At 59.4% G+C, this 20,722-nt stretch carries 18 protein-coding genes and 2 pseudogenes; 14 read left to right on the forward strand and 6 right to left on the reverse strand.

The annotated features are described in order from the left end of the window. Positions 1 to 15 precede the first annotated feature (15 nt). The 5 genes and pseudogenes from ACILSL_RS00865 to ACILSL_RS00885 all read left to right on the forward strand — a co-directional run. Positions 16 to 609: pseudogene (locus ACILSL_RS00865) on the forward strand (hypothetical protein); the annotation flags it as partial. Further along, a complete protein-coding gene (locus ACILSL_RS00870; RefSeq protein WP_395730099.1) occupies positions 606 to 1,973 on the forward strand; it encodes a sulfatase-like hydrolase/transferase in 1,368 nt (455 codons plus the stop codon). The pseudogene ACILSL_RS00865 and the gene ACILSL_RS00870, both read left to right, overlap by 4 nt. A gap of 160 nt (positions 1,974 to 2,133) precedes the next feature. Further along, positions 2,134 to 3,294, forward strand: a complete 1,161-nt coding sequence (locus tag ACILSL_RS00875) for an alpha-hydroxy-acid oxidizing protein (protein WP_395730100.1) — start codon at positions 2,134 to 2,136, stop codon at positions 3,292 to 3,294. A gap of 2 nt (positions 3,295 to 3,296) precedes the next feature. Next, a complete protein-coding gene (truD, locus tag ACILSL_RS00880) occupies positions 3,297 to 4,349 on the forward strand; it encodes a tRNA pseudouridine(13) synthase TruD (RefSeq protein ID WP_395730101.1) in 1,053 nt (350 codons plus the stop codon). A gap of 57 nt (positions 4,350 to 4,406) precedes the next feature. Then, positions 4,407 to 5,852, forward strand: a complete 1,446-nt coding sequence (locus ACILSL_RS00885; RefSeq protein WP_395730102.1) for a metallophosphoesterase family protein — start codon at positions 4,407 to 4,409, stop codon at positions 5,850 to 5,852. Between the two features lie 23 nt (positions 5,853 to 5,875). Here ACILSL_RS00885 and ACILSL_RS00890 read toward each other — a convergent pair whose 3' ends face one another. Then, entirely contained in the window at positions 5,876 to 6,487 is a 612-nt protein-coding gene (locus tag ACILSL_RS00890) for a carbohydrate-binding family 9-like protein (RefSeq protein WP_395730103.1), read from the reverse strand. A 56-nt stretch (positions 6,488 to 6,543) separates the two neighbouring features. Between ACILSL_RS00890 and ACILSL_RS00895 the strand changes: the two genes are divergently transcribed. Further along, a complete protein-coding gene (locus ACILSL_RS00895; RefSeq protein WP_395730104.1) occupies positions 6,544 to 8,499 on the forward strand; it encodes a CehA/McbA family metallohydrolase in 1,956 nt (651 codons plus the stop codon). A gap of 128 nt (positions 8,500 to 8,627) precedes the next feature. After that, positions 8,628 to 9,937 (forward strand): annotated as a pseudogene (locus tag ACILSL_RS00900) (FAD-dependent oxidoreductase). Here the strand turns inward: ACILSL_RS00900 and ACILSL_RS00905 are convergent. After that, positions 9,938 to 10,246 carry a hypothetical protein gene (locus ACILSL_RS00905; RefSeq protein ID WP_395730105.1) on the reverse strand — a complete coding sequence of 103 codons (309 nt, stop codon included), beginning with the start codon at positions 10,244 to 10,246 and terminating at the stop codon, positions 9,938 to 9,940. It lies immediately after the preceding pseudogene. 469 nt (positions 10,247 to 10,715) lie between these two features. Between ACILSL_RS00905 and gap the strand changes: the two genes are divergently transcribed. The 3 genes from gap to rarD all read left to right on the forward strand — a co-directional run bounded on the left by gap (position 10,716) and on the right by rarD (position 13,935). Further along, on the forward strand, positions 10,716 to 11,765 hold the full coding sequence (gap, locus tag ACILSL_RS00910) for a type I glyceraldehyde-3-phosphate dehydrogenase (RefSeq protein ID WP_395730106.1): 1,050 nt from the start codon (positions 10,716 to 10,718) through the stop codon (positions 11,763 to 11,765). A gap of 117 nt (positions 11,766 to 11,882) precedes the next feature. Continuing rightward, on the forward strand, positions 11,883 to 13,055 hold the full coding sequence (locus ACILSL_RS00915; RefSeq protein WP_395730107.1) for an MDR family MFS transporter: 1,173 nt from the start codon (positions 11,883 to 11,885) through the stop codon (positions 13,053 to 13,055). After that, complete coding sequence (gene rarD / locus ACILSL_RS00920; protein ID WP_395730108.1) at positions 13,045 to 13,935, forward strand: EamA family transporter RarD; 891 nt, start codon at positions 13,045 to 13,047, stop codon at positions 13,933 to 13,935. The genes ACILSL_RS00915 and rarD overlap by 11 nt, the downstream gene beginning before the upstream one ends. Positions 13,936 to 13,940: 5 nt before the next feature. Here the strand turns inward: rarD and ACILSL_RS00925 are convergent, their stop codons facing one another. After that, on the reverse strand, positions 13,941 to 14,864 hold the full coding sequence (locus tag ACILSL_RS00925; RefSeq protein ID WP_395730109.1) for a D-alanine--D-alanine ligase: 924 nt from the start codon (positions 14,862 to 14,864) through the stop codon (positions 13,941 to 13,943). Positions 14,865 to 14,953: 89 nt separating this feature from the next. On the opposite strand from ACILSL_RS00925, the gene ACILSL_RS00930 reads away from it, so the two are divergent. Further along, positions 14,954 to 16,513, forward strand: a complete 1,560-nt coding sequence (locus ACILSL_RS00930; protein ID WP_395730110.1) for an amidohydrolase family protein — start codon at positions 14,954 to 14,956, stop codon at positions 16,511 to 16,513. A 1-nt stretch (position 16,514) separates the two neighbouring features. Here ACILSL_RS00930 and ACILSL_RS00935 read toward each other — a convergent pair whose 3' ends face one another. Together ACILSL_RS00935 and ACILSL_RS00940 are read right to left on the reverse strand one after the other, a co-directional pair. Further along, complete coding sequence (locus tag ACILSL_RS00935; protein WP_395730111.1) at positions 16,515 to 18,500, reverse strand: LTA synthase family protein; 1,986 nt, start codon at positions 18,498 to 18,500, stop codon at positions 16,515 to 16,517. Then, entirely contained in the window at positions 18,497 to 18,865 is a 369-nt protein-coding gene (locus ACILSL_RS00940; protein WP_395730112.1) for a hypothetical protein, read from the reverse strand. Before ACILSL_RS00940 ends, ACILSL_RS00935 begins: the two co-directional genes overlap by 4 nt. Between ACILSL_RS00940 and ACILSL_RS00945 the strand changes: the two genes are divergently transcribed. After that, entirely contained in the window at positions 18,852 to 19,970 is a 1,119-nt protein-coding gene (locus ACILSL_RS00945; protein ID WP_395730113.1) for an MFS transporter, read from the forward strand. The genes ACILSL_RS00940 and ACILSL_RS00945 overlap by 14 nt on opposite strands. Before the next feature lie 55 nt (positions 19,971 to 20,025). On the opposite strand, the gene ACILSL_RS00950 is transcribed toward ACILSL_RS00945, so the two are convergent. Then, positions 20,026 to 20,226, reverse strand: coding sequence for an RNA polymerase sigma factor (locus ACILSL_RS00950; RefSeq protein WP_395730114.1), 201 nt, complete (start codon positions 20,224 to 20,226; stop codon positions 20,026 to 20,028). A gap of 20 nt (positions 20,227 to 20,246) precedes the next feature. On the opposite strand from ACILSL_RS00950, the gene ACILSL_RS00955 reads away from it, so the two are divergent. Together ACILSL_RS00955 and ACILSL_RS00960 are read left to right on the forward strand one after the other, a co-directional pair. Continuing rightward, a complete protein-coding gene (locus ACILSL_RS00955; protein WP_395730115.1) occupies positions 20,247 to 20,435 on the forward strand; it encodes a hypothetical protein in 189 nt (62 codons plus the stop codon). Between the two features lie 20 nt (positions 20,436 to 20,455). Beyond that, positions 20,456 to 20,722 (forward strand): hypothetical protein, encoded by a 267-nt coding sequence (locus ACILSL_RS00960; RefSeq protein ID WP_395730116.1) that lies wholly within the window; start codon positions 20,456 to 20,458, stop codon positions 20,720 to 20,722.

The following is a 20,722-nucleotide window of genomic DNA, read 5'->3' on the forward strand; positions in this document are numbered from 1 at the left end:
CCGCCAGGGCTCATCAAACCGAGCATTGCCGACACGATGAAGCTCAATGTGTATGCGGACAACTGGTTCATGCTCTATGTGAACGGACGCCTTGTTGCCGTTGATCCGATTCAGTTCACCCCGCACAACGTGGTGAGTGTGGATTTCCTCCCTGAGTATCCCATGACGATTGCGGTGCTCGCGAAGGACAATGCGGATCCGAAGACCGGCCTCGAATATGGCAGCAGCATTGGCGATGGCGGCTTCATTTTGAAGTTCGCCGACGGCACCGTGACCAACGCCAGCTGGAAGGCCAGAAGCTTTTTTCACGGCCCGATCAATGGCGACACTGCAAACCCACAGGTCAAACAGGAGCCGCTGCCCGCGAACTGGTGGGCCGTCGATTTCGACGACAGCGCCTGGAAGAGCGCCAAAGAGTATACGGTGCAGGAGGTCGATCCCAAGCAGCCCTACTTCGAGAATGACTTCGAGGGTGCCAAGTTCATCTGGACCGATGATCTCGCGCTCGACAACACCATCATCTTCCGCACCCGAATCGTTAAGCCAGACTGGAAGCAGCGCTGGAACACGAAGCCTGATCTTGATGTCACCGGAGCACCCCTGGAATGAAAACACTTCTCTCTTTGATCGTGCTGCCGCTTCTGGCTGGCAGCGCCTGGGCCAAAGCCCCGAACATTCTTTTCATCCTCGCGGATGACCAGGCCTGGAGCGGCACCTCGGTGCGGATGATGCCCAGTGAGGCTGGGAGTGCGAGCCGGGATTTTCACACGCCGAATCTCGAAAAGCTTGCCGCACAGGGCATGACGTTTTCCCAGGCCTATGCGGCTCATTGCAAATGCGAGTGCTCACGCGCGGCGATCCAGATGGGACGCAGCACGAGCACGCTGAACGCGACGGATAAAAATTCGCGGAACTGGAGTGCGCCGGTCACTGACTCACTCGTGAACACGCTGAAGAAGGCGGATGGCTCCTACCGTGCAGCGCATTTCGGTAAGTGGCAGTGGTTTCACACGCCGGAATCAATGGGCTACGATGCCAGCGATGGCATCACGATGAATGAAGACGGCGACACGACCAATCCGGAAGATCCCAAGCAGTCCTTCAGCATCACCCAACGGGCTGGTGCGTTTATGGAGAGGCAGGTGAAAGAGGGGCATCCTTTCTTTCTTCAGCTCTCTTATTATGCTGTACACCAGACACCGCAGGCTCTGGCTGCCACGATCAAGAAATACGAGGGAATGGCTGGTGCGAACAAAGGTGGGCGCGGGGATCGTGCGGTGATGGCGGCCATGACCGAGGATCTGGACACCTGCGTCGGCGCGGTCTTGAAGAAACTCGATGATCTGCGCATCGCCGAGAACACCCTCGTCATTTACACTTCCGACAACGGTGGGCGCACCAGCCTGCTGAACGGTGGCAAAGGTGATCTGGGAGAAGGCGGCATACGGGAGCCAATGATCATTCGCGGCCCCGGCATCAAAGGCGGTGTGAACTGCACCACGCCGGTCATTAGCTATGATCTGATGGCCACGGTTCTTGATTTTGCGGCTCCGGGTTTTGTGCTGCCGAAGGGGGTAGAAGCAGGCAGTTGGAAGCCGCTGCTGATGAGCGGGGGAAAAGAGCCGGTCAGGCGGCCGATTGACCGCTTCGTGTGGCATCAGGCCGCTGAGGTGGAGCACCCACAGTCGGCTATCCGCAAGGGGGACTACAAGCTGCTGTATTTTTGGGACACCAAAGAGGGGCTGCTTTTTGATGTGGTGAAAGATCTCGGCGAGACGCGTGATCTCGCGAGACAAAGCCCTGATGTGGCAGCCAGACTTCAGACGGAGCTCAAGGCCCACCTTCGTGCAGGACTGGGGGAGCAGGCGTACGCTGCGCTGGAGCGAGGTGAGTTTCCTCAGGGGCGTGGTCCTGGCAAGGGCAAGGGGCCTGGCGGCGGCAAAAAGAAAGATGGCAAGAAGATGGTGAAGTGATGTGCTGCCGGCGAATCCATTCGCACTGTGTGCGTTTCGGTATTTGCAGTGTGGGTGTTGGAAGATTGTAAATCTGGCGTTTACTGCCGATGAAGATGGATGGCCGCCGGTGTTGATCGGCCAGCGGTTTTCGCCTTCATTGTTCTTCCATCCACGCCCTATGCCTGAAGCCTTCAATTCCAACTACCCCTCCATCGAGCATCTTCGCGAGAGAGCGCGCCAGCGGGTGCCGCGTTTCGCCTTTGAGTATCTTGAGGGCGGTTGTTTCTCCAACATCAATCTTCAGCGGAACACGGAGGAGATCCGGCAGGTGCAGCTGAGGCCTTGGTACCTGCGCGACTATCCCGGCTCTGATCTGAAGACGGAGCTCTTTGGCACCACCTACGATGCTCCCTTTGGCGTCTCGCCCATCGGCCTGCAGGGGCTGGTGTGGCCCAAGGCGACCGAAATCATCGCCAAGGCAGCGCATCAGCACAACATCCCCTTCACGCTTAGCACGGTCGCCACGGCCAGTATTGAAACTGTGGCCGAACTCACGCAAGGAAAAGCATGGTTTCAGCTCTACCATCCCGCCGAGGATTCGCTGCGCGACAAACTGCTTGATCGTGCGCGCGATGCGGGTTTTCCAGTGCTGGTCATTCTCGCGGACACGCCCACGTTTGCCTATCGTCCCAAGGAAATTCGCAACGGGCTGTCCATTCCGCCGCGCATGTCGGTGCGCAATGTACTCCAGATGATGATGCACCCCACGTGGTCCTTCAGCCAGCTTGCGGCAGGGGCGCCGGAGTTCAAGACGATGAAGCCTTATCTGCCGAAGGGTTTGAACATGAAACACCTCGGGCTTTTCATGAACAAGACCTTCTCGGGACGTTTGAATCCGACGAAGATCAAGGCCATTCGCGAGCGGTGGAAGGGCAAGCTCGTGGTGAAAGGTGTTGTGACGGAGGAGGATGCCGAAACGGCGCTCGGCCTCGGAGTGGATGGTTTCATCGTGTCCAATCACGGGGGGCGGCAGCTGGATGCCGGACAGTCCACCATCAAGCCACTCACGGAACTCGCGAAGAAATTTGGACAGCGCACGACGGTCATGATTGACAGCGGCCTGCGTGCCGGACCGGATGTGGCCTGCGCACTGGCCAGCGGCGCAAAGTTTGCCTTCATGGGGCGCTCGTTCATGTATGGCGTCGCCGCACTAGGCAAAGCTGGTGGCGATCACACGATGACGATGCTGAAGCGGCAGCTCAAGCAGGTGATGGAGCAGGTGGGGTGTGAGCGCGTGGCGGACCTGCCGAAACATCTGGTGAGCGGGCCCGAGGCGTGAGCATGATTTCAGATACCCACGATCTTCCTTTTCTGCATGGCGGCCCGCTCGGACGGGCGCGTTTCAAAGTGCATCCGGAGGACTTTGTGGTGGAGGAGTTGCTCGGTTTTGAGCCTTCGGGCGAGGGAGAGCACTGTCTTGTCTGGGCGGAAAAGCGAAACCTCGACAGCAATGCTGCGGCTGCCCGGCTGGCGGATGCGTTGGGCATTCGGCGGCGGCTGGTCAGCCACTGCGGGTTGAAGGATCGCCATGCCGTCACGCGCCAGTGGTTCAGCCTGCACATGCCGGGGCAGGCATCGCCGGAACCTGCGGTGCTCGAATCTGATGGCCTTCGGGTGCTGCGCATCACGCGTAACACGCGCAAGCTGCGGCGTGGCATTCATCTGGGCAATCGCTTCACCATCCGGCTGCGTGAGCCGGATTTCGACGCAGCCCTGGCCGCGCAACGCTGGCAGGCGATCACACAGAAGGGCGTGCCGAACTACTTCGGCACCCAGCGCTTCGGCAACGAGGGGCAAAACGTGGCGAAAGCCCGGGCGATGTTTCGTGGAGAGTTCACGCCGGGGGATCGCCTGCTGCGTGGTCTTCTCCTCTCTGCCGCCCGCAGTCATTTGTTCAATGCGGTGGTGGCTGGCCGAATGACGCGTGGGAGCTGGGACAAACCGCTGGCGGGTGAAGTCTTCGGCTTTGCTGACAACGGCACGATCCTGCTGCCGGAAAATCAGCGTGGCGATGAAGTCGAGCGGTTTGAAAAGGGCATCGTTGAACTCACCGCACCGCTGTGGGGCAGTGGTGAACTGCAGAGCGTGGACGAGGTGCGCAGTCTCGAACAGGAACTGCTGGCTGGTTTCTCTGACATCACCGCCGGACTCGAAGCCTTCGGACTGCGGCAGGAACGGCGCGTGATGCGGCTGCGTCCGCTGGATTCCACGTTTGAGGTGATGGACAACGGCGATCTGCAATTTCGTTTTGATCTTCCCAAAGGAACGTATGCCACGACCTTGCTGAGTGAACTGGCGGAGCTGGATGAAACCGACGTGCTGACGATTCACTGACAATTTCGCGGTCGTCGCATGATGCCGTTTTGACAATGGCGGCTATCATGAGCGGCCATGAAGCACCTCATTTTTCTCTGTGCGCTGGCCGCGCTTGCGCTCATGGCGTTCGGCCAAAATGAAACGAAACCTGCCAAGGAAGAGCGCGGCAAAGGCAAAGGAGCAGGACCGGGCGGTCAGGTGGAACCTGCCGTGGTGCCGCAGTATCTTTTTAATGTCTGGCTTTGCAGGCCCGGTGCTGAATCGGTGACGCTGAGCGTGCTCGCCTGGCAGGACATGGAAGCCTTTGTTTCCTATGGCACGAGCCCGGCGGCGCTGACGGAGCGCTCGGGTGTCGTCAAACTTCGCGTGGGGGAGCCTCAGACGATCCTGCTGGGGCAGTTGAAGGCATACACGGGCTATGCGTATCAGCTGACCTATCGCATCGCTGGTGGTGAAGCTGTCCGCGATGAAGTGCGCAGCTTCCACACGCAGCGTGCGCCGGCATCCACCTTCACCTTCACCATGCAGGCGGATTCACACCTGGATGTCAGCACGGATGTGCGGGTGTATCAGCAGACGCTGGCGAACATGCTTGCCGACAAACCCGATTTCATGATCGACCTAGGCGACACGACGATGGTCGATAAGTTTGGCAGTTTTTATACGCGGGCCGAGTCACAGTACAAAGCGCAGCGCTTCTATATGGGTCGCATCGCGCACAGTGTGCCAGTTCTCATGGCACTGGGAAATCATGATGGTGAGCAGGGTTCACGATTGACCGGCCAGCCGAACTCCATGCCGCTGTGGTCCATCGGCATGCGGAAGAAGTATTTCCCCAATCCCGAACCAGGCGGCATCTACTCGGGCAATGCAACGCCGGAGGAGGGCGCTGGCATGCTGGAGGACTATTATGCTTTCGAATGGGGAAGCGCGCTGTTTGTCGTGCTGGACCCGTTTTGGTTTACACGTGAACGCAAGGGCGAGGACAACTGGAGCATGACGCTCGGGGAAGTTCAGTATCGCTGGCTGACCAAGGTGCTTGAGACGAGCAAGGCTCCTTTCAAATTTGTCTTTCTTCATCACCTCGTGGGCGGTCTTGGCAAAGATGTGCGCGGGGCTGTGAAGCCTGCACCTTTCATGGAGTGGGGTGGCAAAAGCGCAGACGGCAGCGACGGTTTCCGTCAGCACCGTCCGGGGTGGGAACTGCCGATTCATCAGCTCTTGGTCAAAAATGGTGTGAGCATCGTTTTTCACGGGCATGACCATCTCTTCGCCAAGGAAGAGCTGGACGGCATCATTTATCAAGAGGTGCCGCAACCCGGCCACCCGAGCGGCGGAACACGGAGTGCGGAGGAATACGGCTACACCGGCACCATCTTTGGGAGCTCGGGGCATGTGCGCGTCACGGTAGGACCCGCTGAAGCCAAGGTGGACTACGTGCGCTCGATTGTGCCCGGCGTGACGCGCGACGATCTACCCAATGCGAGTGTGCAGCATAGTTACACGCTCAAAAGGAAGTAGTCGGAGACTGGGGCGTCGTTCAGTTATTGTACGAGTTCGAGCAGCCCGATAGAAGCGGGCACATGGAAGTCCGGGCGTTCGGTCTGGGGATTGACCCAGGGCATCCAGCCGGAGTGAACGGTGCCATCGGGGTGGTGGCGGAATTCGGCGCGGTAAATGCCGGCGAAGAATTCGGATGAGCCGGGCTTGAGAACCTTCAATGCACGCAGCGTGTCGAGCGGCAGGCTGCCGGTGACGGAGTAGCGATTGTCTTCAATGTGGGCGGTAAGTTGCAGACCCTCGCATTGCCATTCCCAGTTCATCTCACGGTAAAATGTTGCTTCGTAGGCGAGCACATCGCCACGAGGGGACATTTCGAGACAGTAGTAGGGCTTCAGGGCCAGATCTGGGGCGAGGAAGATTTCGACGCGGTCGGAGCCGAGTACGCGGTCTTTGGCCGTGGGGCCGTCGGGTAGCACGAGATCCTCATCCACGCAGTCAAAGCGAAAATGAAAATGGGTTTCGTCCCTAAGGGCGCGGAACTCGGTCAGCGGGGCGCTGCGCTCTTCCCAGGGAAAAGAGAAGTCGGTCAAAGGTTCTGCCACGGACCAATCCAAGGGCGAGGCGGACGTGTGGCGGACTGGGTAGCGTTTCATGCGGCAGCATTGGCAAGGTCAGGCGTCAATTCAACGGCGGGTGGATAGTTGTCAGCATGCAGGCACGTTCGATCTGGATGAAATGGATTTTGTTTTGCCTGCCTGCACTTAGTTTAATGGCGGAGGATGTGACGGTGGAAGCCATGCGGCTGCACCTGGGAAAGGCGGCTCAGTTTGAGTGGGAGGCGTTCAAAGATCGCGCAGTCGATGCGGAGCGGCTGGAGATGAAGTTTCAAGCGAAGGCGAATGCCGCGGAGCAGACACTGCGGCTCTGGCAGCGAGATGTGAAACTCACGTGGTCTGTGATGCTGAACGGACGCAAGCTTGGTACTCTGGTGACGGCGGAAACGGCGATGGAGAGCCTGCTAACGATACCGGCTGGGGCATTGCGCGATGGTGAGAACGTATTGACGGTCGAAGCGCCGCCGGGTCTGGATAACATCGAACTGGGGCCGGTCTTCATCGCGGCGAAACCGATGGCGGAGGTGATGGGCGGTACGCAGGTGGATGTGACGGTGACAGATGGGGAAACGGGCGGTGGACTGCCATGCCGGCTGACTTTGACGAGACCGGACGGGACACTCCAACCCCTGCGGGCGGAACCTGCGGGCGAGGTGGCGGGGCGGATCGGAGTGGTTTACACACGGAATGGCAAGGCCATGCTGTCGCTGCCACCGGGCGACTACATCCTGCATGCGGGGCGGGGTTTTGAATGGAGTGTGGAGCAAAAAGCCATTTCTCTGGCGGCGGGCGCGAAGGAGCAGGCAGCTCTTCAATTAAGGCGTGAGGTGCCGACGGCAGGCTGGGTCGCGGCAGACAGCCACATTCACACGCTGACGCACAGCGGGCATGGCGATGCGAAAATCGAGGAGCGCATGCTGACGATTGCAGGGGAGGGTATCGAGCTGGCGATCGCGACGGACCACAATCATCACACGGATTATGCGCCGAGTGCTGCGAGCATGGCGGTGGCGGACCGCTTCACACCGGTGATCGGGAATGAGGTGACGACGAAGCACGGACACTTCAATGCCTTCCCGATTGAGCCGGGCGCACGCGTGGTGAATCACCAGCAGGAGGACTGGGCGAAGCTGCTGCCTGAGATCCGTGCGACACCGGGAGTGAAGGTCATTACGCTGAATCATCCGCGTGATCTGCACAGCGGCTTCATTCCCTTCGGCGGCATGCAGTTCAATCCGAAGACGGGAAGGCATCGTCAGGGGGAGGCGCTGGATATTGATGCGATGGAGGTGATCACCTCGGCGGCGATGCAGTCGGATATTCATCTGCTGTATCGAGATTGGTTTGCGTTGTTGAACCGCGGACATCGCATCGCGGCGATTGGATCGAGCGACAGTCATGATGTGAACCGCTTCATTCTGGGGCAGGGGCGCACGTATGTGGCGGCGAAGGATGCGGATCCGGAGAATCTGGATCTCGATGAAGTTTGGCACAGCTACAAGGAAGGGCGGCTGCTGGTGAGCCTCGGGCTGCTGACGCAACTGAAGGTGAATGACAAGTTCACGGTCGGTGATCTGGCCACGGGGCTGGCGGAGAGCATCAAGGTGGAGGCCACGGTCTTTGGTCCGGCATGGACACATGCAGACCGGATCGAATTATTCGCGAATGGCATTCTGATCCGCGAGCAGAAGATTGAGGACGACAAGCGCGCGGGTGAAAAAGCACGCATCGTCTGGCAGTTGCCGAAACCGGCGCACGATGTGCATTTGGTGGTGATCGCGACGGGGCCGGGCATCACCGAGCCGTTCTGGGAGATTCCCCGCCCCTATCAGCCGAGCAGCAAGGCCTTCGTGCCACGGGTGGTGGGATCCACAAATCCCATTTGGCTGGATGCGGATGGGGACGGCCGGTTTGAGCCTGCGTTTGCCATCGCCCGGCGATTGATTCAGGAAAGCGGGGGTGACCGTGCGAAACTTCAGGAAGCCTTGAAGCAATGCGATGAGGCTGTCGCGGTGCAGGCGGAGTCGCTGATGGTGAAAAAGGAACCGTGATTTTGTCCAAAGCCGCCCATAATCTGCCTTCTGTAACATCCATGAGCACTCCCAGCCCTTCCCCTGATCTCAAACGCCGTTCCTTCCTGGCCGCCGCTTTCTCCGGGGCTCTCGTCACGCCTGGCGTCATGAACGCGGCGGAGGTGGAGAAGGCCATTGCGGGGCAGTTTCATGAACCTGCGCAGAATCTGCCGCTGGCGGAGGATGCAGATGTCATTGTCTGCGGTGCTGGACCGGCAGGCATTGCGGCGGCGATTACCGCGGCGCGGGCCGGGGCCAAGGTGCGGGTGTTTGAATGGCGCGGCTGTCTCGGCGGTGTGTGGACGGCCGGACTGCTGGGGTATCTGCTGGATTTTGACAAACCGGGCTTCAACCAGGAATTGCTGAAGCGGCTGGATGAGCGCGACATGCGTCGTGGCACGAACAAAAAGAGCGTCGTTTACGAGCCGGAGGGCATGAAGTTGCTGCTGGAGGAAATGTTTGTGGAAGCAGGCATCAAATTCCAGCTCCACACCAAGGTCTGCGCGGCCTATCGAGAGGGTAAACGGCTCACGACAATCGTGACCGAGTCGAAGTCCGGACGGCAGGCGTGGAAAGCTCCTGTGTTCATCGACACCACAGGTGACGGCGACCTTGGGGCGCTGGCAGGTTGTTCTTTCGAATATGGCGAGGCGGACTCCTGCCCCTGCCAGCCGATGTCACTCAATGCGCTGCTGGTATGCAAAGATGCGGCGGCACTGAAAGATTTCATTCATGGTTCTGATCCGAGCAAGACGGATGGCCCCTCCAAGGATGCGTTCCTCGCGGAGATCAAACGCACCGATCATTTCCCCTCGTATGCGAAGCCGACACTGTGGCAGGTGCGGGACAATCTTTTGCTGGTGATGATGAACCATCAGTACGGCGTGCCATGCTTCGATGCAGCGAAGATCACCGAGGCGACAGTGATGGCTCGCGCTGAAATGAACAAAATCGTGAACGGCTTGCGCAAGCTCGGTGGTCCGTGGGAAGGCCTGCAAATCGCCGCCACGGCGGAGCAGATTGGCGTGCGTGACGGGCGGCGAATTGCCGGGCGCTACACCGTGAGCAAGGAGGATGTGATCGCGGGTGCGCGCTATGATGACGCCGTGGTGCGCCCGACCTTCAGCGTGGACATTCACGCGCTGAGCGCGGACATGAACAAGAAGTCGGCCTACACCAATGCGGGCGTGAAGGTGAAGCCGTATGACATTCCTCTGCGCGCCCTGATCGCGAAAGACGTGGACGGCTTGATGATTTCATTGCGCATGCGAGCTATCGCGTGACGGGAAACTCGGTGGCGATGGGCGAGGCCGCAGGCGTGACGGCGGCTTTGGCAGCGGCGACAAAGCGCCTGCCGCATGACGTTCCCTGGAGCGAAGCCGAGGCCAAGCTGAAGGCGCTCGGGCAGCGGGTGTAGTTATTTCCCGGTGCGCTTGCGTTTCGCTTCCTGTTTGAGGAAGAGCGGTTCCAGATTTTCACGAATCCACGCGAAGGCGGGCTCCAGGCCTTCGCGCTGATAGACGACGCCGATGTCGGCCTCGACGGCGGTGGGATTCCCAGTGCAGGAGAGGAACTGATTGCAGGTGAAGCGCGTCTTCATCTCGGCATCCACCCTGCCATGCTGCTTCAGGATGAAGCTGCGGACGTAGAGCTCCAGGACGGCATCGCCGATCCAGGCGTTTTCGCGCAGGCGCTGGGTGAGATCGAGGTCGGGAGTGGATGCCATGAGCGTGGCATCCAGAGCGAGCATTGACGCGAGTTCAACCGGGGATCACTTGACGTTACCAGTCTTCGACGTACTGAGAACTGCAAATAAAGTGATGTGCTGGATGAAGCATCTGCCACATCACACCAACGGGGGGCGCATAACTCCGGCCATCATATGACAGCCTGTGGCCGGAAGCCTCGGCAATGTAGCAAAGGGCTTCGCTAAGAGGAACGTTTGAGAGATAGAGAGAGATGGCGGAGCTGCCTGAGCCTGGCTTGAGCACAATGCCGACCTCCTGATGGTCAGGGTTGATCTCGCGTGACTTGATGCGGATGAACGGGCCTGCTCATGGGGGGGGCAGGATAAGGCAGGCTGGCGGCCTATGGGAAGCCCAATCCGGCCCGAATCCTGCTGCCTCGGCGGTTGACACCCACCCCCCCCGGCGGTAAACCTGCTTCCCTCAAAAATCCAAACTACCTCAAATAACATGGTCAAAATCGGCATCAATGGTTTCGGGCGCATCGGCCGCCTCGTGTTTCGCGCAATCTGTGACCAGGGCCTCCTGGGCAAGGAAATCGACGTCGTCGCCGTGAACGACCTCGTGCCTGCTGACAATCTGGCCTACCTCGTCAAGTACGACTCCACTCAGGGCAAGGCCCGTGAGAACGTTTCCTCCAAGAAGTCCAGCCCAGACGTGGCTGCAGACGACATTCTGGTGGTCGATGGTCATGAGATCAAATGCCTCGCCGTGCGCGCAGGTCCTTCGGCACTCCCATGGAAAGAGCTTGGCGTGGACATCGTCATCGAGTCCACCGGTCTCTTCACCGAGCGCAGCAAGGCCCAGGGCCACATCGACGCCGGTGCCAAGAAAGTCATCATTTCTGCCCCTGGCAAGGATGAAGACATCACCATCGTCATGGGTGTGAACCATGAGAAGTATGATGCCGCCAAGCACCACGTCGTTTCCAACGCAAGCTGCACGACGAACTGCCTGGCTCCCGTCGTTCACGTCCTTCTGAAAGAAGGATTCGGCGTCGCTGAAGGCCTCATGACCACCATCCACAGCTACACCGCCACGCAGAAGACGGTGGACGGCCCAAGCGCCAAGGATTGGAAAGGTGGCCGCAGCGCCGCCATCAATATCATTCCTTCCGGCACCGGCGCCGCCAAGGCTGTGGGCCTCGCCATTCCAGAAGTGAAGGGCAAACTCACCGGCATGTCCTTCCGCGTGCCAACGCCGACGGTTTCCGCGGTGGACCTGACCGTGAAGACGGAGAAGGAAACCAGCTACAAGGAAATCTCCGCCGCCATGAAGAAGGCCAGCGAAACCTACCTCAAGGGCATCCTGAACTGGACCTCCGACGAAGTGGTGAGCACCGACTTCATGCATGACCAGCACAGCTCCATCTTTGACGCCGGTTCCGGCCTTGAGCTGAACAGCAAGTTCTTCAAGCTGGTGAGCTGGTACGACAACGAATGGGGTTACTCCAACCGAGTCGTGGACCTCGTGAAATACATTGTGAGCAAAGGCCTGTAATCCAAACGAACACAGTAACCTTCAAAGCCTTCGACGGGCCGGCTCACCTGAGCCGGCCCGTTTTGCGTACTCGCTCATCTCCCAACTTTCCATGAATCTCCTTTTCTCTTTCCAACCATGTCTCTTTTATCTCAACTGCACCTCTTGCCCAGACCCTTCTGGGTTCTCGTAGGCGCGACGTTCGTGAACCGGTTCGGCGTTTTCGTCGTGCCGTTCCTGGCGCTCTTCATCACGCGGAATGGCAACACGGCCACGCAGGCCGGTTACGCCGTGGCTGCGTATTCGTTGGGGGGCTTCATTGCCGCCTGGATCGGCGGCTGGATGGCGGACCGTCTTGGGCGGAATGTCACCATGGCTGTCTCAGCGCTTGCGGGCGCAGTCTGCATGATCGCCATGTCGCAGGCGGTGGACTGGCGGGCGCTCGCTGCTCTGGCGTTCATCACGGGGGCCATCAATGAGGCGGGGAGTCCGGCCAGTGCGGCGCTGGTGCAGGACATTGTGCCACCAGAGCACCGCGTCATCGCCTATGCGGTACAACGGTTTGCCGTGAACCTGGCATGGTCGCTGGGACCCGCGACGGCAGGCTTCCTGGCGGAGTATTCGTTCTTCTGGCTGTTCGTGGTGGACGCCGCGTCCTCGGCGTTCTTTGGCATCGTCGCGTGGCTGTTTTTACCGCGCGGCAGACGCACGGCCCGTGAGCATGCGGGGTGGAGCCATGCATGGCAGTCGATCCGTGCCAATCACGCCTTCCTGGCCTTGTTCGGCGCCTGTATTTGCACGGCGTGGATCTTCCGGCAGACGAACACCACCTTTCCGCTGCACTTTGAGCGCAATGGTCTGCCGCTGCATTGGTGCGGTCTCGTGCTGGCATTGAATGGCGTGATGATCTGCCTCTTTGAGGTGCCGCTGGCGGCTGGGCTGCGCCTGTGGCCGGTGAAGCAGGTGCTTGCGCTCGGATACATCTTGATGGGCGCGAGTTTCCTCACCTTCCTGATCAGCGGCTCGCTCACTGCTTTTGTGCTGATGATGGTGGTGTTTACGATGGGGGAGATGTCGGCGTTTTCGCGGCAGCAGGCTTATTCAGCCAGTCTGTCACCGGAGGACATGCGTGGGCGTTACGTCGGCTTTCTCAGTCTGGCGTGGTGCGCGGGCAATACTGCCAGTTCCGCCTTGGGCATGCCGCTCTATGATCATCACCCCACCGTGCTGTGGGTGATGAATGCCGTGCTCGGCATTGTGGCGGCGCTCCTTATTCTCTACACTCGCAAAACTCAGCTGCATGAATCCTGAAAAATCATCCGCCAATGCCGTGCTGAGTGCGGTGATCGCCTTTGGCCTGTGGGGCGTGCTGCCGGTGTATTGGAAACAGATTGGTCACCTCGGCAGTGGAGTGGCACTGGCGCAGCGTGTGGTCTGGACGCTGGCCACCGTGCTGCCCCTGCTGATGCTGCGTGGCGAGTGGGCCGGTTTTCTGCGCTCCATGCGGGACACGCGCTTGCTCAAAGCTCATGCGTGGTCCGCCTTTTTGCTGGCCATCAACTGGGGTGTCTTTGTCTGGGCGGCGCAGCATGGCCGCATCATCGACTGCAGCCTCGGCTACTTCATCAACCCGCTGCTGAATGTGCTCATCGGCAGCCGGTTGCTGGGCGAGCGGTTGTCGCGACTGCAAAAATTCAGCATCGCCTCCGCTGCAGTTGGAGTTTTGACGCAACTTGTCCTGCTGGGGAGATTTCCGTGGATTGGCCTGCTGCTGGCTGGGAGCTTTGCGCTCTACGGCCTTGCACGGCGCCGCTCGCCGCTGGGTTCACTGCCGGGGCTGGCGGTGGAAACCGTGGTCGGCATCCCTGTGGCGGTGCTCTATTTGATCTGGACGCAGCAGAGCGGCATGCCCATCTGGGGCACGGCTTCAGCGCATGATCTGCTGCTCATTGTCGGTCTCGGCATCATCACCACGATTCCGCTGCTGGGGTTCGCGCATGGTGCTCGGCAGCTGCCATTCGCCTTGCTCGGCGTGCTGCAGTTCCTCGCGCCCACCGGCCAGTTCATGGTGGGGGCCTTTGTGTATCACGAGCCGGTCAGCACGGGATCACTGGTCTCGTTTGGCCTGATCTGGCTCGGTGTGCTGCTGTTTTGCAGTGATCTGTGGCTGCGCAAGCCCTCCCGGGCCTGAACAACTCAGGGTCTGGCCGCAATCGACAGTTCGATGATCTTCGCGCACAGATCTGGGAACTCAATGCCCACGGCCTTCGCGGCTTTGGGCAGCAGGCTGCTGCTCGTCATGCCGGGGATGGTGTTCACTTCGAGCACGAAGGGGGCCTGGTCGCTGTCACGCAGCATGACATCCACGCGGCCATAGACTTCGGTGCCGCAGGCGCGGAAGGCTTTCAGCGCGGCGTCCTGCACGGCCTTTGTCACCTCGGGGCTGAGATCGGCAGGGCAGTTGTAGTTTGTTTTGCCAGTGCCGCCCATCCACGGGTACTTGTTGTTGATGTCGTAGAAGCCCTCGACGGGTTCGATGTGAATGATCGGCAGCACCTGATCGCCGAGAATGCCGACGGTCAGCTCCTTGCCGGCCACGTAGTCTTCGATCAGCGTGGCACTGCCAAACTTCTTGGCGTCTTCAATCGCAGCGTCAAATTCTGCCTGCGTATGGCAGATGTGCACGCCCACGCTGGAGCCTTCACGCGGTGGCTTGACGACTAGGGGCAGGGAGATCGCCAGCGGCTGGCTGCCATCCAGAGGATAGGTCTGCGAGCGTGGTGTCGGCACACCAGCGTCTATGAAGCATTGTTTGCTCAGCAGCTTGTCGAAGGCGATGCAACTGCTCGCTATGCCCGCGCCTGTGTAGCGGAGGCCGCGTTGCTCCAGGATGAGCTGAATCTGGCCGTCCTCGCCAAAGGTGCCGTGGATCAGGTTCATGGCGATGAAGACATCCCCGGGCACTTCGAAATCCGGGCCGGTGACATCCACTTCGACGACAATGGCACCCTTGCTGCGCAGCGCCTCGGCCACGCTTTCAGCGGTTTTCAGCGAAACTTTGCGTTCGGAGCCGGGGCCGCCCATGAGGAGGGCGATTTTCTTGTTCGTGAGGTCGAGCATGGTGTGGCAGATATGGAATGCGGAGGCCGGATTGGCAAAAGGAATCCTGGCAATGTCCGTGCCAGCAGCCACGTCTTTCCCTCGTCACCATGAATTCCGGCCTCATTTTAGCCTTCCTGCTCACGGGTTCCGCCCTGGCGGCGGATTTTGATCTCCTCATCACAAACGCCCAGATTGCGGATGGCAGCGGCGGACCGCTGGCGCATGGCTGCATTGCGGTGAAGGCCGGGCGCATCGTGGCGGTCGGTCAGGTCAAAGGCTCAGCCGACGCAGTCATCGATGCCGGCGGTAAAGTGGCCGCGCCGGGCTTCATTGATGTCCACACTCACTCCGAAGACATCTGCCTCATCCCTGCGGCAGAAAATTTTCTGCGCATGGGAGTCACGACCATCATCACCGGCAACTGCGGCCATTCACGCACCGATGTGGCGAAGTTTTTTCACGAGATCGAGGAATCCAAAGTCGCCCTCAATGTGGCCACGCTGATTGGTCACGGCTCGGTACGTGAGCAGGGCATGGGGGGCAGCTTCATCCGTGCGCCGAATGAGGACCAGCTCGCCACGATGAAAGAACTCGTCGATCAGGCGATGAAGGACGGCGCGGTCGGATTGAGCACGGGGCTCATTTATGTGCCCGGCTCGTTTGCGAAGACAGCGGAACTCATCGCGCTGGCAAAAGTCGCGTCCGCCTATGACGGCATCTATGTCAGCCACATGCGGTATGAAACCGTGCGCATTTTTGAGGCGCTGGATGAGATCATCCGCATTGCCAAGGAAGCCAAAATTCGCGCTGAAGTCTCACACATCAAACTCTCAGGTCCAACAGCATGGGGCAAAGCCCATGAAGTGCTCGCAGTGCTCGACAAGGCACGTGCGGACGGATTGCAGATCACGCACGATCAGTATGCCTACACGGCCTCCAGCACCGGCCTGCGCCAGACTCTGCCAGACAGCGCCCTGGAAGGCGAGCCTGCAGACTTCGTCGCACGAATTTCTGATCCGCAGAAGAAAGCCTCCATCATTGCCGGCATGGCCGAGATGCGTGCCCGCCAGGGGCGCAAAGATTACGGCTATGCAGTGATCGCCCGCTGCAAGGCCGACCCGACGCTCAATGGCAAAACCATTCCTGAAGCCGCGAAGATACAGCGAGGATCAGACTCGCTGGGAGATCAAATCGAAGTGATCCTCGAGATTGAAACTCAGGGCGGTGCCAGCGCCATCTTTCACGGCATGAATGAGGACGACTTGCAGACCTTCATGCAGCACCCGCTCACCATGATCGCGAGTGATGGCGGTCCGCGCCGCCTCGGCGAAGACGTGCCGCACCCTCGCAGCTATGGCAACAACGCGCGTGTGCTGGGCCGCTATGTGCGCGAGCTGAAACTGCTCACGCTGCCCGAAGCGGTGCGCCGCATGACATCACTCCCAGCGCAGACTTTTCATCTCAAAGATCGTGGCATGATCAAAGCAGGTGCCCATGCAGACATCGTGATCTTTGATCCTGATAAAATCACCGATCCTTCCACCTTCAGCGATCCGCATCACTACGCGGAAGGATTTGATCATGTGATTGTGAACGGTGGTGTTACGATCCACGGCGGCATACTCACGAAGGTGCGCAGCGGTGGGCCATTGAGAATGGGAAAGTAAATCACGGCTTGTCCGTCTCAGCGCCCAGGTGCCCATTGCGGAAGAGCCATGAGGCGGACTGGTAGAGCGAGATGGTGTCATCCAGCCGCGACTGCAATGTCCCTGATTTGTCAGGCGTGATCGTGCCTGCTTTGAGATCGACCCTGCCAAGCGTGGACTCCTGCTTCGGCTTGAGCATGGCAAAGTCTCCCTGGGTGATGTAGGCGATCTTTTGGTAGTTAGAAACATAGATGCGCTCCTTGTCGGGTGTGTAGCCGGGAGAAAAAACGTCTTGGCCAAAGTTTCGGGTGGTGTAGCTCCAGTTCATCATTCCAAAGAGAGTTGGAACCATGTCGATCTGGCTGCACAGGCGGTCGTAAGAGCGGGGCTGAATGAGCTGCGGATTCCAGATGATGCAGGGGATGTGGTACTTGGTCACGTCCAGCTCCACCTTGCCTGCGCTGCCGTGGCAGTGATCCGCCACAATGACAAAGATCGTGTTGGCGAACCATGGCTTTGATTTCGCCTTTTCCAGGAAGTCGCCGATGCACCAGTCGGTGTATTTGACGGCGGCATCACGGGAGCCCTGCGGCATGTCGATGCGGTTTTCGGGAAAGGTAAAGGGGCGGTGGTTGGACACCGTCATGACGTGCATGAAGAATGGTTTGTTCGCCGCATGGTTCGTGTCCGCCTCCTGCAGGGCCCAGCGGAACAGATCCTCGTCCGCCACACCCCAGGCGTTTTGGAAGGTGATCTCACTTTTGGGTTTCGTGCCGCGATCAATCACCCGGTAGTTGTTGCGGGAAAAGTAGGTGCGCATGTTGTCAAACATCGCGTCTCCACCGTAGAGGTAGCTGACGTCGTAACCACGGCTGCGGCAGACGGAGCCGGAGGTGAAGAGGTTCGTGTTCATCGGCCGCCAGACGATCGACTGGCCCGGCGTGGGCGGTACGCTGAGCGTCAGTGCCTCCAGGCCTCGCACGGTGCGTGTGCCGGTGGCATAAAGATTGGTGAAGAGGATCCCTTCATCTGCGAGCCGGTCGAGATTCGGTGTGAGGTATGACCGCATCTTGAAGTTCACCTTGAAGTGGCTCATGAAGGCGGCGCTCAGGCTTTCTACGGAGACAAAGACAATGTTGTGCCGTTTCTCAGGTCCTTCGTGCTTGATGACACGGCGCAAGTCGCGTGGATCAGGGCTTGCAGGAGGAGTGTCGGAGAGAGTGAGCAGTTCCTTCGCTCGGACGAGCGCCTTGTCCGTATCCTGCTTGAGGTAGAAGCGCTCGTAGTCGATCTCGCTCTCCCAGAACGCGGCACAGAAAGCATAGGGGCCGTCCTTGGCCAGTTCACGATTGAACTCATTGCTGAAACGCGGGAGCTGCGACTGCGAGAATAAACAGGAGGCGCCCACCACCACGAGGGCGATGCCGAGCACGGGCAGGATGCGCAGCTTCCACGCGCTGTCTCCCGCGCATACCCAGCGCACCGCGCCCACCCGCCACGTCATCCAGACCACGGCAGAGCCCGCCAGTGCGAGTCCGGCGTAGATCAGCGGCATCGGGTAGGACTGCTGGATGTTGTCGATCACCTCCTGGGTGAAGACGAGGTAATCCACCGCGATGAAATTGAACCGCACCTGAAACTCATCCCAGAAGAACCACTCCGCCACGCCGATGAAAACGAACACCACGGCGTACGGCAGCAGGAGGAAAGACACCACCCAGGGGGCTGCCCTGCTGCGCCACAGCGCGGGTGGCAGCAGCAGGGTGAGCAAAAACCATGGCACCACCGCATAGCCGGCGGCCAGCAGATCATACCAAAAGCCAAAGCCGAACGAGCCGAGCAGAGAAAGATTCCACGCAATGTCATGCCGCCCTTGAATCAACAGCGCTGCACGGATGAGCAGCGCAATCAGCAGAAAAATAGCGGTGATCAGCAGGGCACCCCGGGCGATGATCGACCGTGGCGTCAGTCGTCTGGGCATGACTGTGGGTTGTGGGCTGGGAGTCATGGTTGGAGAAGTGAAAAAGAGCGCGGAAGCAGGCGGTATGTCAGGCTGGCGAGGGTCCAATGAAATGCCGATCTATGATTTTGCCTGCAAGATGAAAAAACTCTCATGAAGGCGCGGGACGCTTGCATGACCTCTAGCACGTCTGCTGCGCCTGCAGGGCGCACCTGGTCTTCAATGGATTCCCGAATCACGAAGACGTGATGAGCTTCGTAAAGGATGATTAGATCTCGATGGTTGGAGTTTCGTCGCCACGAATTCTTGAGGTCTGCTGCAGCGGTGGCATCATCGCGCATGCCAATGAACCCGCCACCCCGGTACAGGTTGCCTGCCACCGTTTGGGCACTGGGATGGGTGAGCTTTTTCACCGATGTCTCCACCGAGATGGTTTACCCGCTGCTGCCGGTTTTTCTCACGACGGTGCTGGGTGCCAGCATGGCGTTTGTTGGATTGGTCGAAGGTGTCGCAGAGTCCACGGCGAGCCTGCTGAAGATCGCCAGCGGCTGGTGGTCGGACCGGGTTCGAAAGCGCAAGCCGCTCATGATCGCGGGGTATGGCCTCAGCGCTCTTACGCGGCCTTTGATTGCCATTGCTGCAACAGGAGGACAAGTGCTGGGCGCACGTTTCATTGATCGCATCGGCAAAGGCATCCGCACCTCACCGCGCGATGCCTTGCTGGTGGCTTCGGTGCCGGCGGAGCAGCGTGGCGCAGCTTTTGGCGTGCAGCGTGCCATGGACAATGCTGGCGCGGTGTTCGGCCCCCTCATTGCGTGGATCATGCTGCAATGGTTCACAAGTGATTACCGGGTGCTGTTCTGGATCGCCGTGCTCCCCATGCTGGGCGCCATGGGTTGCCTGATCTTTGGCGCACGGGACCAGGTGCAGCCTGTCACACCTGTTGAAGACAAAGCCCGCGTTCCCTTCACCCTCACGCCTGCCTTTAAAAACTACCTCGGTGCGGTGCTGCTGTTCACGCTGGGAAATTCGAGCGATGCTTTCCTGATGCTGCGTGCGCAGGCGGTGGGCATTCCGATCAGCAGTCTGCCTCTGCTGTGGTTGGCGCTCAGTTTGGTAAAGTCTTTGAGCAGCTATCCTGCAGGCGTGTTGAGTGACCGAATCGGCCGCCGTGGTCTCATCATCGGTGGCTGGTGTGTGTATGCGCTGGTGTATGTGGGCTTCGGCCTCGCGAATCAACCCTGGCACATCTGGGCTTTGTTTGTCGCCTATGGCCTGTTCTATGGCATGACGGAATCAACGGAGCGAGCGCTCGTGGCTGATTTTTATCCGGACGCCCAGCGTGGCCGCGCATTCGGCAGCTTTAATTTCATCACAGGCATTGGTGCCTTGCCGGCCAGCCTTCTCATGGGCTGGCTGTGGACGGTGTACGGTCCTCTCGTTGCCTTTGGTGCCGGTGGTGCACTCGCCTTGTGCGCCGTGGTCTGGTTTGGGTTCAAAGTGCCGCACGCTCGATAAAGCCAAAGCGGCGTCTGGATCACAGACGCCGCTCGTGTGGATGCCACGTTCCATCTTAGTGGGTCGAGCAATGATGCAGAGGACTCCGCAGGTGTTGCACGTGTGAGTGGGCAGTTCCCCCTTCATGACAAGGCAGAGTCAGTCCCCCCTGCGAGCCGCCGAGTGCGGCTCGTAAAATCTGGCGCGCGCGATAGATGCGTGTTTCCACCGCTTTCGAGCTGCAGCCCACAGCGGCGGCGATCTCTGCGTAGCTCATGTCCTGGTAGGCCAGATGCAGTGCCTGCACCTTTTGGAACCAAGCCCTACCCGCTCAAGACCTGCCTCGTCAGCGGCAATACACTCGGCTCCATGGGCGATCCTGTTACGAAGGTTTACAACGGCCAGGAGATCAAATTCTGCTGCAAACCCTGCGTGAAAAAGTTTGAAGCCAATCAGGCTAAATATATGGCCAAACTTTCCCGTTAATCCATCCGTACCACATCACCATGAAAGTCATCTTCGGCCTCCTCCTCGTCACCGCTCTTAGCAGCGTCAGTCTCCTGCATGCCGCTCCAGAAGGCATCCCTGCCTCCTACCCGCTCAAAACCTGCGCCGTCTCCGGTGAGGCTTTTGGCGGTGAAATGGGCAAGCCGGTCAAAGTCAGCCACGATGGCACGGACGTGTATCTTTGCTGCAAGTCCTGCCTCAAGGACTTCAAGGCGGATCCCGCCAAGTATGTGAAGATGGTCAAGGACGCCGCTGCCAAGAAGTAA

The sequence above is a fragment of the Prosthecobacter sp. genome, assembly GCF_044222345.1.
Lineage (GTDB): Bacteria > Verrucomicrobiota > Verrucomicrobiia > Verrucomicrobiales > Verrucomicrobiaceae > Prosthecobacter.

Bases quoted from the DNA above. Each gene is read 5' to 3' on its own strand.
- ACILSL_RS00870 (WP_395730099.1), top strand. From the start codon at position 606: ATGAAAACACTTCTCTCTTTGATCGTGCTGCCGCTTCTGGCTGGCAGC.
- ACILSL_RS00875 (WP_395730100.1), top strand. From the start codon at position 2,134: ATGCCTGAAGCCTTCAATTCCAACTACCCCTCCATCGAGCATCTTCGC.
- truD (WP_395730101.1), top strand. From the start codon at position 3,297: ATGATTTCAGATACCCACGATCTTCCTTTTCTGCATGGCGGCCCGCTC.
- ACILSL_RS00885 (WP_395730102.1), top strand. From the start codon at position 4,407: ATGAAGCACCTCATTTTTCTCTGTGCGCTGGCCGCGCTTGCGCTCATG.
- ACILSL_RS00890 (WP_395730103.1), bottom strand. From the start codon at position 6,487: ATGAAACGCTACCCAGTCCGCCACACGTCCGCCTCGCCCTTGGATTGG.
- ACILSL_RS00895 (WP_395730104.1), top strand. From the start codon at position 6,544: ATGCAGGCACGTTCGATCTGGATGAAATGGATTTTGTTTTGCCTGCCT.
- ACILSL_RS00905 (WP_395730105.1), bottom strand. From the start codon at position 10,246: ATGGCATCCACTCCCGACCTCGATCTCACCCAGCGCCTGCGCGAAAAC.
- gap (WP_395730106.1), top strand. From the start codon at position 10,716: ATGGTCAAAATCGGCATCAATGGTTTCGGGCGCATCGGCCGCCTCGTG.
- ACILSL_RS00915 (WP_395730107.1), top strand. From the start codon at position 11,883: ATGTCTCTTTTATCTCAACTGCACCTCTTGCCCAGACCCTTCTGGGTT.
- rarD (WP_395730108.1), top strand. From the start codon at position 13,045: ATGAATCCTGAAAAATCATCCGCCAATGCCGTGCTGAGTGCGGTGATC.
- ACILSL_RS00925 (WP_395730109.1), bottom strand. From the start codon at position 14,864: ATGCTCGACCTCACGAACAAGAAAATCGCCCTCCTCATGGGCGGCCCC.
- ACILSL_RS00930 (WP_395730110.1), top strand. From the start codon at position 14,954: ATGAATTCCGGCCTCATTTTAGCCTTCCTGCTCACGGGTTCCGCCCTG.
- ACILSL_RS00935 (WP_395730111.1), bottom strand. From the start codon at position 18,500: ATGACTCCCAGCCCACAACCCACAGTCATGCCCAGACGACTGACGCCA.
- ACILSL_RS00950 (WP_395730114.1), bottom strand. From the start codon at position 20,226: ATGAGCTACGCAGAGATCGCCGCCGCTGTGGGCTGCAGCTCGAAAGCG.
- ACILSL_RS00960 (WP_395730116.1), top strand. From the start codon at position 20,456: ATGAAAGTCATCTTCGGCCTCCTCCTCGTCACCGCTCTTAGCAGCGTC.